This is a genomic window from Mastigocoleus testarum BC008 (assembly GCF_001456025.1).
GTDB classification, from domain to species: Bacteria; Cyanobacteriota; Cyanobacteriia; order Cyanobacteriales; family Nostocaceae; genus Mastigocoleus; species Mastigocoleus testarum.
In genome coordinates this window covers 1-16,146 of record NZ_LMTZ01000110.1, presented here as the reverse complement: position 1 = coordinate 16,146, position 16,146 = coordinate 1, and the positions used below count along the sequence as shown (strand labels likewise).

Genomic DNA, 16,146 nt, shown 5'->3' with positions numbered 1-16,146 from the left:
CTGAGAGGCACTTTTTATTTGGCTAGATGAATTAGCTAGATAAATTAGCTAAATATCTACAACAAGTTAACCAAGATTGAGTGAATTCAGACCAACTTAACTAAGATTAACCATTAATAGCGGGAGCACTCACAGCTACAGGAGTTACTTCGCCAGATGCTAAATCTAATGGGAAGTTGTGGGCGTTACGCTCGTGCATTACTTCCATACCTAAGTTAGCTCGGTTAATAACGTCTGCCCAAGTGGGGATTACATGACCGCTAGAGTCAATTACAGACTGGTTAAAATTGAAACCATTTAGGTTGAACGCCATGGTACTAACACCCAAGGCAGTGAACCAAATTCCAACTACAGGCCAAGCTGCTAAGAAGAAGTGTAAGGAACGGCTATTATTGAAGGACGCATATTGGAAGATTAGACGACCAAAGTAACCGTGTGCAGCTACGATGTTGTAGGTTTCTTCTTCTTGTCCAAATTTGTAACCGTAGTTGAGAGACTCAGTTTCAGTGGTTTCACGTACCAAGGATGAGGTTACCAAGGAACCGTGCATTGCACTAAACAAAGCACCACCGAATACTCCTGCTACACCCAATTGATGGAAAGGATGCATCAAGATATTGTGCTCGGCTTGGAACACAATCATGAAGTTGAAGGTACCGCTGATACCCAAAGGCATTCCATCAGAGAAGGAACCTTGTCCTAATGGATAGATCAAGAATACTGCGGTTGCTGCGGATACAGGTGCAGAGTATGCAACGCATATCCAGGGGCGCATACCTAGGCGGAAAGAAAGTTCCCACTGACGACCCAAGTAGCAGAATACTCCGATCAAGAAGTGGAAAACGATCAACTGATAAGGACCACCGTTATACAACCACTCATCTAGGGAAGCTGCTTCCCAGATAGGGTAGAAGTGTAAACCGATAGCATTAGAAGAAGGTACGATCGCACCGGAAATAATGTTATTTCCGTAAATTAAGGAACCGGCGACGGGCTCGCGAATACCGTCAATGTCTACTGGAGGAGCTGCAATAAATGCGATAATGAAACAAGTTGTTGCAGCTAACAACGTAGGAATCATCAATACGCCAAACCAGCCGACATAAAGACGATTGTCGGTACTAGTAATCCATTCGCAAAAACGTTCCCATAGAGAACCGCTGCCACGTGTCCGTAATGTGGTTGTCATGTTTCTATGATTGCTTTGAGATATCTAGATACATTTTAGGCTAGCTATTTATGCTTGTGTCCGATCAAGTAACACTTTTTTACTTATTTTCAACTATTGAAAAATTTGATTGATTTATACAAATAATTATTTTCACTTATGTGGAACCCATTTGGGATCTGTCTAAGCAGTCGCCAATCTATCTTCTGAACATCAGTCTGACAAAAAGGTCAACCCCCTTCGGGGGAATTCAAAATATGGCTAAACGCCATGTAATATCTGCGGGTACGCTTAGAACGCCACGTACGGTAAAGCCGAACGCTAGGCGCTAACAAAATTCAAAATTATTACCCCATCGATAGGTCGAGGGGCTTGAAATACGGAGCGAGAGGAAAGTTATCTAATTTGGAGATGTAACCTCAAAATCGCGATAGAATACCTGCCAGTTATCTTTACTCTGTAACAGTTTCCACACTTCGTTTAAATGCTTACCTTCCCATTCCAAAGCTGGATTTTCTGGATCGGGATTTAGCCAAGGTAGATCTAAAGCGTTATCGATTAAAATGCCAATATATTCTTCTTTACCCTCTGCATTAAATTTGATATCTTCTAGCATTGCACCTTGTTGGGGCATTAAATTAGCTTTATCTACTAGCTGATAATTAGGCGCTATAGCTTGAGAAGGAGCGACTAAATATTTAGTGGTATTACCTTGGATGTCTTGTCCGCGATTGAATAATAACAGATAACTTCCTGGAGAATCTACGTCAATTTCTAGACTTAGGGGAGTATCAACGGGAAGAGTTTCTTTTGATGGAGCTTGAGGGATTACCATTCCTTTAGAAGAGTATTCTAAAGTGATTTCGCTAAATCGAATCCATTTTTTGTTAGTTTGCGCTTGTTGTTTCCAACTATCCCAAATATAGTCTTGCAACCAATGGGGATATTTATCTTCCCATAACCATTTATAAGTTATTTCCCAAGGAGCATCTTCGTTACTCGACATTCTTCCCCTTGTTCCTTGCAGTTGACTCTGTGTTATCCCATCTTGCTCCATTTCTTCTTGATAGGTTTTGTATATTTTTTTAATAACTTCTGCAATGTGCTGAGCAATTGAACTTTGATAATCACCACCAATTTTCTTTGCAACTAAATCAGCAATATTTTTTTTGGGTTTGCGTTCCGACCCTGCTTTGTCTTCATACTTGTGAGGATAATTCTTATTGTCTGGATTAAATCGATGCTTAAAAGTACACTCTTGTACTAGCGCATTTCCTGAGAATATTTCATCCGCTATATGGTTTAAGAAAATTTCTGACAAATAATCCATAGAATTTATGTAAAAATCTAATTATTTGGTTTGATTTCAGTTGGTTCTATTGTAGGAGGTTATAAATAATAAAAATGCCAAAAATCAATGAATTTATTTAAATTTATTTTCATTTATTTTTACTTATTTCCATCTATTTAAATTAATTTGTAAATAATAAATTTAATATTAGCTGGCTTACTATAAAGTAAAAAAATTATTAATAACGTTTATTAAATATTCTGAAAATATAATAAAAAAACAATATAGACACAAGTAGATTATCGAGATGTATACCATAATTACTTTATCCTTATGTCGCCTATATCACGTACTTTATATAAAATTTTTATTAATTCATCAATAAATAACACTCTTTCATTTCATATATTTGATAATTATCTGTATAAAATTATATATTATTGTAATTGATTGTGTATTCAAAATAAAATCTATTAAAATTAAATTATATTTTTGGTTATTTAATTTAAAACCAGTGTTAAATATTGATTTTGTAGGTATTTATTGATTTGATTATTCTCCTTTGTGGGAAATATTTCCTTAAATGTTGAAGGCTCAAAATGTCAGTAATAGGATCTAATAAAGAAAAATCAGAACAAAGTACAGCAAAACTCTGGGTAGTGTTAGTCGGAGTTAACCAGTATGAAGATAGTCAAATTACTAAGCTCAGTTATTGTGCGAATGACTGTAAAGAGTTAGCAAAAGCTTTAAAAATAGCTACTCAACAGTTTCAAGAAACAGAAATTATTGCTCTTTACGATGGTGGAGAAAAATCTCCAAAACGTTCGGAAATTATTAGTAGTATTGAACAGTTTAGTTCTGCTAAACCAGAGGATACAGTTTTATTTTATTTTTCAGGACATGGTTATTTAGATTCTGAGAATCGACCAGTTGTGTGTGTTGCGGATACTAAATTAGAAGATTTAACAGGAACAGGGTTAAAGATAGATATTCTGTTAAATGAATTGAGGAAATGTAAAGCACAACGTCAACTTGTTTGGTTAGATGCTTGTCAGGAACAACAGCAGGATAACAACAGAATTAGACAAAATCCTACTGGTCAACTGTTAGCAGTTTTGAAACAACAAGCAGAACAAAGCCAAAATTTTTATGCGATGCTTTCTTGCGATCGCCACGAACGTTCTTGGGAATTTCCTGAGTTAGAACACGGTTTATTTACTTACTGTCTTATTGAAGGTTTACGGGGAAAAGCTGCTAATCCTAAGGGTAATATTGATGCGGACAGTTTATTTCATTATGTCGATCGCAGCAGTAAAAAGTTTATTAAATATAAGATAAATCCTGTAGATAAAGAAAGTCTTTCTAAAGGGATGGATATGGGTATTAATATTTCTAAACCCACTATTCCAAAAGTTAAACGACTTCCTCAAAACACTTCTCAAACTCCCCAAAGAATTGTTAAAGATAGTGGAGAGCTAATTATTGGATTAGCATCTACTCCTTCTGCTAATAAAAGAGCTTTGATTATTGATGATTTATCTTCTTCAAAAGCTGATATTACTCTAGGTAGGATATTACAAGCAAGAGGAGGTTTTGCAGTTACAGTTCATAACTGTTTTATTAAAGATAAGCAGAAGCGAAACATTCAGCAGATTATTAGTAGTGATTTACATAAAAAAAGTAATAAAACCCTTCTGTTATATTTAGCAGGAACAATTGAATCTACTGACTCAGAAACATACGAGTTAGTTTGCGATACACAAAGCGTTAAGTCTCGTACTTATCCCAATACCAGAATAGATCTTAATTGGCTCGCTCAACAGTTACAAGATTCTCCTGCTAAAGAAATTATTATAATTGCTGATATTTTAGACACAAGTGGGACTACTAAAAGTTTAATTGAAATCTTACAGCCCAGCCAGAATAAATCTTTATGTTTGATTACAGCAACTACTTCTAGACCTAATAATAAAAAGCTTCTCGGTCAGTTAATAAGCATCTTAGAAAGCGCAGAAGAATCAGAAAACGAATTTTGGGTCTCGGAGTTAATTACTCAATTACAAAAGTGGCGTGAATTTCAAGCAACTATTAATACTGATTTAAATTTTTGGTTTTCGGGTTCTACTGAAGTAATGGAGATTCTTTCTGTAGAAGTACAACGCTCCAATAATGAAGTATTTGAAATTGATGTATGTCCCTACAAGAGTTTAGAAGCTTTTACCCAAGATGATGCTTACTTTTTTCATGGTCGAGAAGAATTAACCGCAGAGATTATCAAGAAATTACAATCTACTTCTTTCTTAGCTGTGGTAGGAGCTTCGGGTAGTGGTAAATCTTCTGTTGTTAGAGCGGGAGTTATACCTCAATTACTAACGGAAGGGTTACTTGATTCTGAATCAATCTGTCAAACTTGGGTGATGCTTCCTGGAGATAATCCTTTGACAGCTTTAGCGAAAACTTTAGCACCAGATAACCCAGATTTTTTAGAAGGGGTATTACATTTAGGAGTTGATTCTTTGGTGGGATGGTTGCGTCAACAACCTAAATCAATATCGGTGTTAGCGATCGATCAGTTTGAAGAGTTATTTACGCTAACAGCAGAAACAGACCGTCTTTATTTTCTCAATCTTATTTTAGGTGCAATTAAACAAGCTGGAGACCGTTTTAAAATAATTATCACTCTTAGAAGTGATTTTCTTAATGAATGCTTGGGAATGAGTGAACTAGCTCCTTTAATTAGTAAATCTCAGGTATTAGTTCCATCTTGTCGTCTAGAAGATAAGCAATACCGCGAAATTATTGTCCAACCCTCACGGAAAGTTGGTTTGGAAGTAGAAAATGGTTTAGTAGCTCTTCTGCTGGAAGAATTAAAAGAAGGAAGTTTACCTTTGTTACAGTATGCTTTAGAAGAATTATGGCAGAAGCACAGCCGAGGAAAGTTAACTGTTAAGGATTATCAGCAATATATTGGTAAATTGGGTAAATTTCTCAGTAATAAAGCCTATGAAACTTATAATAATCTGAATGAAGCTCAAAAAGAATGCGCTCAGTCAATTTTTCTGTCTTTAGTCTTTTTAGCCAAAGAACAGGATGATAGCAGTAAAGACACCCGTCGTCGCTTACCGATATCGGATTTGTTGGTTGATAAGTATAAGAATGTCTTGGATTCTACCTTGCAAGCTTTGACTGATGCGCGATTGATTGTAGTGAGTGGGGAAGAAAATAACTTTTCTCTAGTTAATGGTAAGGAGAATCAGCAAAAAAGTGATTTAGCTGTAGCTGCTTTGGTTGAAGAAGAAACTAATAATAGTCAAAACAAAGATAAAGTAACAGTAGAAATCGCTCACGAAATTTTGTTACGAGATTGGGAAGCGCTGAAATGTTGGTTAGAGGAGAATCGGGAAAAATATCGTTTAATTAGAGAGCTGAATCAAAAAGCTGATGAATGGAAGCGAGATGGTTTCCTCTTGTCCAAAGATGCTTTAGGAAAATATGAAGAGTTTTATGTTAACTATGCTGATGAACTTTCTACTGAAGTTCATAAATTTGTAAAACTATCTATTGAAAAACGCGATTCTCTTAAACAGCAAGAAGAAGCACGCAGAAAAAAAGAATTAGAACAAGAAAAAAAAGCTCGTATCAATGCTCAAAGATTTGTATGGACTTTGTTAGGTGGTTTGGTAGTTTCATCAGGGTTAACTGGACTTGCTACTTCACAATGGCATAATTCCAGAATTAACGAAATTAATTCTTTAAGTAATACTGCTGAAGCATTATTAGCATCAAATCAGGAATTAGATGCATTGGTGACTGGGTTAAAGGCGGGAAGAAAGATTAAAAATAGTTTTTTTGCAGTTGATAATAAAACTGAAATTAAGCTTATGGGTGGACTGCAAAAAGTTTTTGAACGAGTCAAAGAGTTTAACCGATTAGAAGGTCATGCAAGAACTGTTAAAAGAGTAGTATTTAGTCCCGATGGTCAAACCATTGCTTCTGCGAGTGAAGATAACATAGTCAAGCTTTGGAACTTACAAGGACAATTACTTTATACTCTCAAGGGTCATACCAATAGTGTTGTTAACATAGTATTTAGTCCCGATGGTCAAACTATTGCTTCTGCTAGTAGCGACAACACAGTCAAATTATGGAATCTTCAAGGACAATTACTTCATACTTTTCAAGGTCATACTACTAGCAATGATAGCTTCGTACTTTTCTATTTTGTTGAAATATTATTTAGTCCAGATGGCAAAACTATTATTTCTGCTAGTTGGGATGGAACACTTAAATCGTGGAACTTAAAAGGACAATTACTTCATACTTTTGAGAGTACTCGTCATAGCATTATTAATCATGTAACATTCAGTCCTGATGGTCAAACTATTGCTTATTTCAGCGAGGATAAAACAGTGAAACTTCGGGACTTGCAGGGAAAATTACTTCGTACTATTGAAATTAATACTAATGATTTCGAAGTTCATTACGTAGTATTTAGTCCAGATGGTCAAACCATTGCTTCTGTTAGTAAGGATAAAAGACTCAAATTGTGGAACTTACAAGGGCAATTACTCCATACTCCTGAGGGCTTTCGCTATGGTGTTGAATATGTAGTATTTAGCCCAGATGGTCAAACTATTGCTTCTGTTAATAAGGATAAAAGACTCGAACTGTGGAATTTACAAGGGCAATTACTTTATACTTCTGATACTCATATTGGTCCTGTTAATGGCGCAATGTTTAGTCCAGATGGTCAAACCATTGCTTCTGTCGGTGATAAAACACTCAAACTATGGGACAGGCACGGAAAGTTACTTTATACTTTTTATACATTTGAAGATTATACTAATGGTATCTTTGACCTAGTATTTAGTCCAGATGGTCGAACGATTGCCTCGGCTAGTAGGAATAGCGTTGTCAAACTATGGAATCTGCAAGAGAAATTAATTCCTACTCTTGATGGTCATGCAAAAAGGGTCACTGGCGTAGTATTTAATCCCAATAGTCAAATTGTCGCTTCTATTAGTTGGGATAACACGGTCAAATTGTGGAATCAACAAGGAAAGTTACTCCATACTTTAACAGACCACAATCCTGATACCAACAATATAGGTTTTATTAATAGCGCAGAGTTCAGTCCCGATGGTCAAACTATTGTTTTTGTTGATAAAGATAAAACTATCCAGTTGTGGAATTGGCAAGGGGAATTATTTCATACCCTGGAGAATTCTACTGATAGTGTAACTTGCATAACATTTAGTCCAGATAGTCAAATGATTGCTTCTGCCAGATCATCTTTTAATAATGATGCGGAGCATACAGTAAAATTATGGAATCGGCAAGGACAATTACTTCATACTCTTAAAGGTCATACTAAATATGTAAATGATGTAGCATTTAGTCCAGATGGTCAAACTATCGCTTCTGCTAGTGCAGATAACACAGTCAAACTGTGGAACTTGCAAGGAAAATTACTTCATACTCTTAAGGGTCATACAGGTAGTGTTAAAGGGGTAGTATTTAGTCCAGATGGTCAAACTATTGCTTCTGCTAGTAGGGATAAAATACTCAAACTCTGGAATGTGCAAGGGCAATTAATTCATACTTTTAAGGGTTTTCGTTATGGTATTGAAAATGTAGTATTTAGTCCAGATGGTCAAACTATTGCTTCTGCTAGTTGGGATGGAACACTTAAACTTTGGAATCGGAAAAAACAATCTCCTAACAGTCTCGAAGACTATACTCACAATGTTGATGATAAACCTACTGTAGTATTTAGTGCAGATGGTCAAACTATTGCTTCTACTAGTAGACTCGATACAGTAAAACTTTGGAATAGGCAAGGGCAATTACTTCATACTTTCAAAAATAATGGTAGCGTTAAAAGTGTAGTATTTAGCCCAGATAGTCAAATTATTGCTTTTGCTAGTGAAGACACAGTAAAGTTTTTAGACAGGCAAGGGCAATTACTTCATACCTTCAAAGGTCATACTGGTTTTATTAACAGTGTAGTATTTAGTCCAGATGGTCAAACTATTGCTTCTGCTAGTAACGATAATACAGTCAAACTCTGGAGCTTAGATTTAGACGACGTAATGACACGGGGTTGCGACTGGGTACGAGACTATTTAACCAATAACCCCAACATCAGCGAAGAAGATCGAAAAATCTGCGACGGTATTGGTAACGAATAAACAATACTTCCCAATTAACAAGTAAACCTTCTACAACATTTATTTTTATTTATTTATCCTAAGTTTACCTTTATTTTGGGGCGGTCTTACCATGCTTTAAGTTCAACAAAGCAAAGTAAAACCAATGAAATTCCAAAAGCAATTAAGTCAATTAATTAGCTCTGATGACATAATCAATAACCTACCCCAAATAGAAATTTTTTCTTGTGCGATAGATCGCAATCACCTTCACAGACGCTTACAGCAAAGGGCGATTAATTGGGACATGGTTAAACTGACAATAGCTTACGGTAAATTCCAATATCATTCCCACGCTAAAACCTGGACGCTATTAGATAAAAGCTTAAAGTATACGCCCTACGAAATATTTATCGATAAATTGAGAGGGCTAAGAATTATTGCTGCAAACTACTACTCAGATGACATTCTCAAACTTAGCACGGCTTACTGGGCATACGACTTGAAAAGGTAATTTCTCGGATTTATTTGTATTTATTTGAATGCAATTTATCTTTATCTAGCACCACACTACTATGCAGGTATTGAAAGATTAAAGAGTGAAATGAAGAAAATAATTGCAAGTATCGCAGCATTAGGTTTATGGATTCATTCTTCAGGCGTTGCTAATGCAAAGCAAGCGACCGCACCAATTGTTTCTAAAAATACTGCTAATAATAGCCTGACAAATAATAGTAGTAATATCTCTAACGCTTCCTTGTCTTATAGCTCCAATGACGAACAATTAATCGCTCAGTCTGTTGCACGTTTAAACTTCAGTTGGCGTATTGCACCCTTTGAACTTGCTGCAGTAGGAATGAGTATTATTCTTAAAGGAAAGAAAAGTGATTTTGATGCACTCGCGCGACTTCTAGCTTCAGGACACGACCTTTACGTGGTGAGAGTTAGGCTACATAACACTGGGAACCTTCCTTTAAGAGTCTATCCCCAAAATATCAAAGTTTATTATCGGAACGGATCGACCAGTGTAATACCCGTACCAGATTATCGTTTCTTGCAACCGGATATACTACGACCTGGCTACTACATAGATAAACCTGTGCTTTTTATCGCACCGAGTGGTTTAAACCTTCTAAGAGATGTCCGAATGGGATACAGAGATAGCTCTATCCGAGTCATTAATAATTAGTTTCCTGTTAATGGTGTTTTATGTTCGGGGTTTTTACAGGAATTCATAGCTTTTTATGATTAGGGTGCTGTTAATTTGGATAAAACAAATGGTGTGTTGTGGGACGATTAATTAGCACTTACAAAAAATATATACTCATACGTTTAACAGGTCTTACGCCTACAATCCACTAAAATAAAATTTATGCTCACACGAAGTTGAGAAAATATGTAATCGTAGAGAAGATAAAAATGAGTAGCTAATTAAATAATCCCCATGGTGTCACATTCGCTGTTAGCAACTAAATTTTTTGTACCATCAATCAAATCTAATTTAGTTAAACGCGATCGCTTAGTCACATATCTCGATCGAGGAACCAAGGGAAAATTAACTTTAATTTCTGCTCCAGCAGGGTTTGGTAAAACTACCTTATTGATAGAATGGCTCAGCCAAACAAAATTACCACATACTTGGTTATCTTTAGATAAGCGCGATAATGACCCCATCAGATTTTGGACTTATTTTGTCGCAGCGCTACAAAAATTACGACCGGAGTTAGGAGAAGCAACACTAGCTTTATTGCAGTCTCCTGAAACTGATTTTGAGTTTTTTCTCACTCCATTAATCAATGAAATTTCTGCTCTGGAAACAGATATTTTGTTAGTTTTGGATGATTACCATGAAATTGCAGTTCCAAGAATTCATCAAGCTCTCACTTTTTTATTGAATCATTTACCGCCCTTTTTTCACTTGGTTATTGCAAGTCGTTCCGACCCACCGTTACCGTTAGCGCGTTTGCGAGCTAAAGCGCAATTAAGTGAAATTCGAGCTAGAGAACTACGTTTTACTGTTGATGAAGCAACATTTTTCGCCCGTGAGGTGATGAAACTAAATTTGTCTGCAGAACAAGTAGCAGTTTTGCAGGACAAAGCGGAAGGATGGATTGCTGGGTTACAAATGGCTGCTTTTTCCTTACAAGAATGTTCTGATGTATCCACTTGGATTGACTCATTACAAGGTAGTCAACGTTATATTTGGGATTATTTGACAGAGGAAGTTTTAGAACAACAACCAGAAGACCTCAAATCTTTTTTATTAAAAACTTCAATTCTGGATCGTTTGTGTGGTTCTCTTTGTGATGCGGTTCTGCAAACAGAAGATAGTACAGAAAAGCTAAGTTATTTAGATCGAATCAATTTATTTGTTGTTTCCCTGGATGAAAATCGTTGCTGGTATCGCTACCATCATCTTTTTGGGGAACTGCTATGTCATTATTTACAAAAACAAGAACCTGGGGAAATCTGCGAGTATCATTGTCGTGCTGCTCGATGGTACGAACAACAACAGCTAATGGATGAAGCATTCAAACATGCTTTAGCAGCGCAAAACTGGGAATTAGCCGCAGATTTAGTAGAAAAAGAAGCTTGTCAGCGATTTATAGATTCAGATACTTCCACTCTTTTAACTCATCTACAAGCAATACCTAACGAAATAATTTGTCTTAGTCCTTGGCTTTGTATGTATTATGCTTGGACGCTGTGGTTTACTTCTGGTGATGTTGCTGGAGCGCGACAATATCTTGAAGATGCAAAACTAGCGGTAAACAATAAACCCTTATCTAAGGAAAAAACCAGTTGGACAAATCATCCATCAGCGAATGAATTTGATGATTTTTGGGCGAGTACAGCTACACTTAAAAGTTATTTATCCCACGAAAAGGATATAACCGAAGCAATACATCTGGCAAAAAAAGCTCTCAAAATTATACCTGAATATAATTATTGGTTGCGATCGCTAGCTTTAATGAATTTAGGTGGAAGCTACTATTTTATTGATGACTTTGAGCAAGCAGAACCGGTTTTAGTAGAAGCAATAGAAGTAAGCACTCATTGCAAACAAGTAGATAAGATTAAGGCGCAGTATATTGATCGCACCGCCGAATCTGCAGTTACTTCATTATGTTTGCGCTCAGAACTCAAAGAATTACATGGAGAATTTTCAAGTGCTGTCGCTATTTGTCAAGAAGCACTAGATATAGTGACAAAACGTCGTTGGTTAGAAAATGCACCAGGAATTTTTGCTCAAACGGTAATGGGTAAACTGCTGTGGAAGCAAAATAAACTTGAACAAGCAAGCAACTATCTTACTCAAGGTAAAGACCGTAGCAGTCCTTTAAAAAAATCAGCTTTTGCCACTATACGCCGGATTTATCTTGCATTAGTACGTCAAGCTCAAGGGAATTTTACAGCTGCATGGGAAGCGATCGAGGAAGCAGAACAAATAGAGCGAAGTCGTCAGCAGGGTTTTAATTTTGAGTTCCGTACCTTTCTTACCCTTGATGTAGTAAAAGTTAGGTTATGGTTAGCTCAAGGAAATCTTGATGAGGCTGTAACTTGGATGCAGTCAAAAGGATTAGGAATAGATGACAAGCTGACTTACAATTCCGAACTTGATTATATTGCTCTAGCTAGAATTTTCATTGCTCAAGAAAATTGGAAAAAAGCACTACATTTACTTAAACGACTCCAAAAGTCAACCGAATCAAATCAACGTATAGCCAGAACTATTGAAGTTTTAATCTTACAAATCGTTATTTATCAAGCTCAGAATCAAGTGGATCTTAGCTTAAATCAACTCGAATATGCTTTATCTTTAGTCCATCCCCAAGGATATCTGCGTTTATTTTTAGATGTAGGGGAATCCATGAGAGAACTTTTGCATTGTGCTGCAAAACGAGATATTTACCCTAATTATGTCAATTGGTTGCTAATAGCTTTTGGTCATTTAGAAGAAAACACAAAAATTAAATCCCAATCCATATCTCAAATTCAAACTAAATCCCAAGTTCAAACTGAATCTCAAATTCAAAATAAATCTCAACTTCAAACCAAATCTCAATCTAAATTTTTAGTTGAACCATTAAGCGATCGGGAATTAGAAATATTACAATACATAGCATTGGGTCATTCTAATCAAAATATTGCTGAAAAACTGTTTATTAGTCTTGCTACTGTAAAATGGCATAGCAGTAATATTTACAGCAAGTTAGGAGTGAAAAATCGCAACCAAGCTGTAGTGCGAGCTAGAGAGTTAGGGATTTTAGGATAAAGATTGCTAAGTGAAGTTATGGGAATGAAATTTCTGGGGTGTTGGATTTAACTTCGGATTGAAGTATTACCTTAGGCATATGCACAGAAAAATAAACCCAGTAATATGCCAATGAGATATTTGGCATAATCATCAACAGAAAATGCCAAAATAAAATCAATCAGCAACTATTGATTACAAAACTTGCTTTATTTCCTCAAGATTATTTGCTAAGACAATACTCCGCAAAATTTCTTGCAATCGCTCTAAGTCACTAATTTGAGAAATTTGGGGTATTAACTCTAATCCCTCACTACCAAACTTTGCTTCTAAAGTTGTCCGGATACTCGATACTATTCCTTGTGCTTCTCCTCGTAATTCTCCCTCACGTAATATTTCTTCATACCAAGGCGATTCGCGTAAAACTCCCATATCCCACCTCATGATGTCTTTTACTAAGGCACTCTCTAACACAAAGGTAGCAAAAAATGCTAAAACTGTTTCCAATTGATTTAACTGTTCATCCCGACGCAAAATTTGTAATGCTTCTTTAATTTTAAACTCATTATCTCCTCCTTTCAGAATTGGTACAAATGGGAGTAATGATGGTAAGTGCTGTTGAAAAGCAACATCAACATCTACTTCCCACAAGTTAATTACGCGATAATCTTGAATTGCTTTTAACCCAGCAATATCTGATGTAAAACTAGTAGGTATTTCCACATCAGTTGTTTGCAAAATATTAATTAATACTGGATAAGTTGGTAATTCATATTTTTCTTCTGCTAGCGCTGCATATGCACGTATTCGTCGTGGCATTTTCGGACTATAACGCAATTGCAATTCATTTAAAACTAGGAACTCTCCATAATCTGGACTACTAGCACGAATTAAAACATCACTTTCTCTACTTATCCATTGAAATTCCCCAGACAAAATTTCATTTACTTTAATGTTAGGAATATTTGTCACCCATTGCACCCAAGTATCAGGTGCAAGGCTAATTAATTTTTTTGTACTCGTATCTGCTGGTTTGGGCATTTGTATCGATGCACTTTTTTCAAAAATTAATCCTACCTTTTATTGATGAAAAAGTGAATTAATTCTATTATAAATTACTGAAAAAAAGGATTTTACAAATAAAATTACAAATAAAATTTTGCAACATAATAATCAATTGTGCATCAATTAACTAATTCTAATAATTTAATTATCTGCAAAATTTATATTTTATATTTTGTATCTTTAGTTAACATTAATACTTACTATTTCAAAATAATTTTATTGCCGAAAATAGCGTACTTTTTCTCCTGTAAAAATGGGATTTCCGTTATCTATGATGGTAAATATGGCTTCGTTATCTGAAATCCACTTAATACTACCCTTACTCAATAGACCCAAGCTATCAGTTTGATAGAGAATACCGTTAGAATATCGCCAAATTCCTTGATCTCGCATGCTTTGTAAACCAATTTTTTGTAATGATGTGTATGTTCGATCTGGTTTTAAAGTAACGCTAATTTGAATTTGCTGACCATATTTAACTATGCTTCCATTCCATGTACCAATCAGTCGCTGAAAATTATTTGCTCTTGGTTTTTGTAAAGGCTTTTTCTGAGATAAGGGAGATTTTATTGATGACCCAGCCACAGAGGAGCCTAAATCAATTCTTGCTCTAGTCGCTAATTTTTCAGCAGTGTTAATGGGAATTCCAAACAAAGTAGGAGAACTTGTTCTAATATCAACGTCTGTTAAACCATATATTCCAATTAGTCGAGCATTATTATCTAATATGGGACTTCCACTCATTCCTGGTTGTGGTTCGCCACTGTAAATTAATTCATAACCATTTTTAACATCAGAAGGTGAAAGGAAACCAATCAAATTTTCCGAATAAAAGCGATAAATACGCTCTCTTGCTAGTTTTTGTGATGCAGAATAACCAGCAATATATACGGTTTGTCCTTCAACTAACTTATCAGAGTTCCCCCTTTGGACAACAGGATATTGTTTATTACTGGTAAAGTAAGCAACAGCTAAATCTGCGCCTCTCACTTCTTTGGATGAGGAAATCGAATGAGATTTGCCATCTGCAGTTTTAATTGAGTATTTGCCTGCTTCTTCTACTACGTGCCAATTTGTTAAAACAGTGTAAGTGTTTCCCGAACGTGCAACAATAACTCCAGAACCACTATTTTTCCCATCAATGCGTACTGTAAACTCTTTAGCACGAATGCTAATCTGCTGTGAAGTTAATGCCTGAGCAAGTTTAGGAGTTTGACTATTATTAGCAATATGCTTTCCTGATATTTTTTGCAAAGGCAGTATTGAATTAAAACTGAAAGCATCATCAGATGCTACTACCAAAGCTGCTGGTAAAATAATGGATACAATAATACTTACTTTACGGCTCGACTTTAGCCAAGACACAAAGAATTTATTTCTCACAAATATTACTTTGACTAAGTGTTAATTGGTAGTAATTATTTTATGTATGCTAGCAGACTCGTTTTTGGATTTTATCAAGAAAGTGTTTTTTCTTAATATTCTGCAATTTTTGGTTTGGGATTTTTGGTTATGCGATTTTTCATTTTTCATCATTCCAGATCTAAAATTGCGCTATGCCATTATTTTTTCAAAGTAAATTTTACTATCAATTAAAAGGTTCTATAAAAGTATCATAACCTTGGGTATTAATACCTTTAGCCATTGCTGTTAATTGTTTTTTACTGGGTGATTTTAATCCGTAACCATCTGCCAGGCGGTTCATGAAATTAAATAAAGCACAAACACCAAGAGCATCTTCTATGGCTTGTTCGTCCCAACCAGCTTCTAAAAGTGCATCTACATCAGCTTGAGTGGTTTTGCTAGGACTGAGGGTAACTTTATGTACGAATGCAAGTACTGGGCGCATACGCTCCTCAACCGGTGCAGTGTTGATATCTGTGAGGATCGCTTCTAGCAATTTTGGGTCGACATTAAGGTCAGCAGCGATCGCTTGGTGGGAACCATAACAAAAATCACAACCATTTAAACCTGAGACATAGGCTGCAATCAATTCTCGTTCCCCCGCACTGAAAGCAGATTCTCCCCGCATTATATTTTGAATTAGTTGGGTCAGAGGAAAATAGCGCTTTGGATTGTGCTGAAAAACTTCGATAATATTCTTATATTTGAAAAAAGCCATAAACCTTATCTTATAGCAATCGCCAGCTTAGTTAGGACGTAAGGTAAGATAGATCGAGAAGTGATTAGTCTGGACAATTCCAATGGCAAGGTCTTA

The 16,146-nt window shown here is 35.8% G+C and carries 9 protein-coding genes; 4 read left to right on the top strand and 5 right to left on the bottom strand.

Annotation, left to right across the window (positions count from 1 at the left end; all coding sequences use genetic code 11):
* Positions 1-106 precede the first annotated feature (106 nt).
* On the bottom strand, positions 107-1,189 hold the full coding sequence (psbA, locus tag BC008_RS27170; protein WP_058184047.1) for a photosystem II q(b) protein: 1,083 nt from the start codon (positions 1,187-1,189) through the stop codon (positions 107-109).
* 379 nt (positions 1,190-1,568) lie between these two features.
* Complete coding sequence (locus BC008_RS27165; protein ID WP_027846063.1) at positions 1,569-2,498, bottom strand: hypothetical protein; 930 nt, start codon at positions 2,496-2,498, stop codon at positions 1,569-1,571.
* A 560-nt stretch (positions 2,499-3,058) separates the two neighbouring features.
* Here BC008_RS27165 and BC008_RS27160 point away from each other — a divergent pair.
* The 4 genes from BC008_RS27160 (at position 3,059) to BC008_RS27145 (ending at position 12,884) form a co-directional block, all read left to right on the top strand.
* Positions 3,059-8,650, top strand: coding sequence for an nSTAND1 domain-containing NTPase (locus BC008_RS27160; RefSeq protein ID WP_058184046.1), 5,592 nt, complete (start codon positions 3,059-3,061; stop codon positions 8,648-8,650).
* A gap of 124 nt (positions 8,651-8,774) precedes the next feature.
* Complete coding sequence (locus tag BC008_RS27155) at positions 8,775-9,122, top strand: hypothetical protein (RefSeq protein WP_027845849.1); 348 nt, start codon at positions 8,775-8,777, stop codon at positions 9,120-9,122.
* A gap of 90 nt (positions 9,123-9,212) precedes the next feature.
* The gene (locus tag BC008_RS27150; protein WP_027845848.1) at positions 9,213-9,797 is read left to right on the top strand and encodes a hypothetical protein; all 585 of its coding nucleotides are present in this window, start codon (positions 9,213-9,215) and stop codon (positions 9,795-9,797) included.
* A 255-nt stretch (positions 9,798-10,052) separates the two neighbouring features.
* Positions 10,053-12,884, top strand: coding sequence for a LuxR C-terminal-related transcriptional regulator (locus tag BC008_RS27145; RefSeq protein ID WP_058184045.1), 2,832 nt, complete (start codon positions 10,053-10,055; stop codon positions 12,882-12,884).
* A gap of 174 nt (positions 12,885-13,058) precedes the next feature.
* Here BC008_RS27145 and BC008_RS27140 read toward each other — a convergent pair whose 3' ends face one another.
* From BC008_RS27140 to BC008_RS27130, 3 genes are all read right to left on the bottom strand, one after another.
* The gene (locus tag BC008_RS27140; protein WP_027845846.1) at positions 13,059-13,904 is read right to left on the bottom strand and encodes an RpnC/YadD family protein; all 846 of its coding nucleotides are present in this window, start codon (positions 13,902-13,904) and stop codon (positions 13,059-13,061) included.
* 240 nt (positions 13,905-14,144) lie between these two features.
* A complete protein-coding gene (locus BC008_RS27135) occupies positions 14,145-15,293 on the bottom strand; it encodes a S1 family peptidase (protein ID WP_027845845.1) in 1,149 nt (382 codons plus the stop codon).
* A 223-nt stretch (positions 15,294-15,516) separates the two neighbouring features.
* Positions 15,517-16,050 carry a carboxymuconolactone decarboxylase family protein gene (locus BC008_RS27130; protein ID WP_036267647.1) on the bottom strand — a complete coding sequence of 178 codons (534 nt, stop codon included), beginning with the start codon at positions 16,048-16,050 and terminating at the stop codon, positions 15,517-15,519.
* Positions 16,051-16,146: the final 96 nt, after the last annotated feature.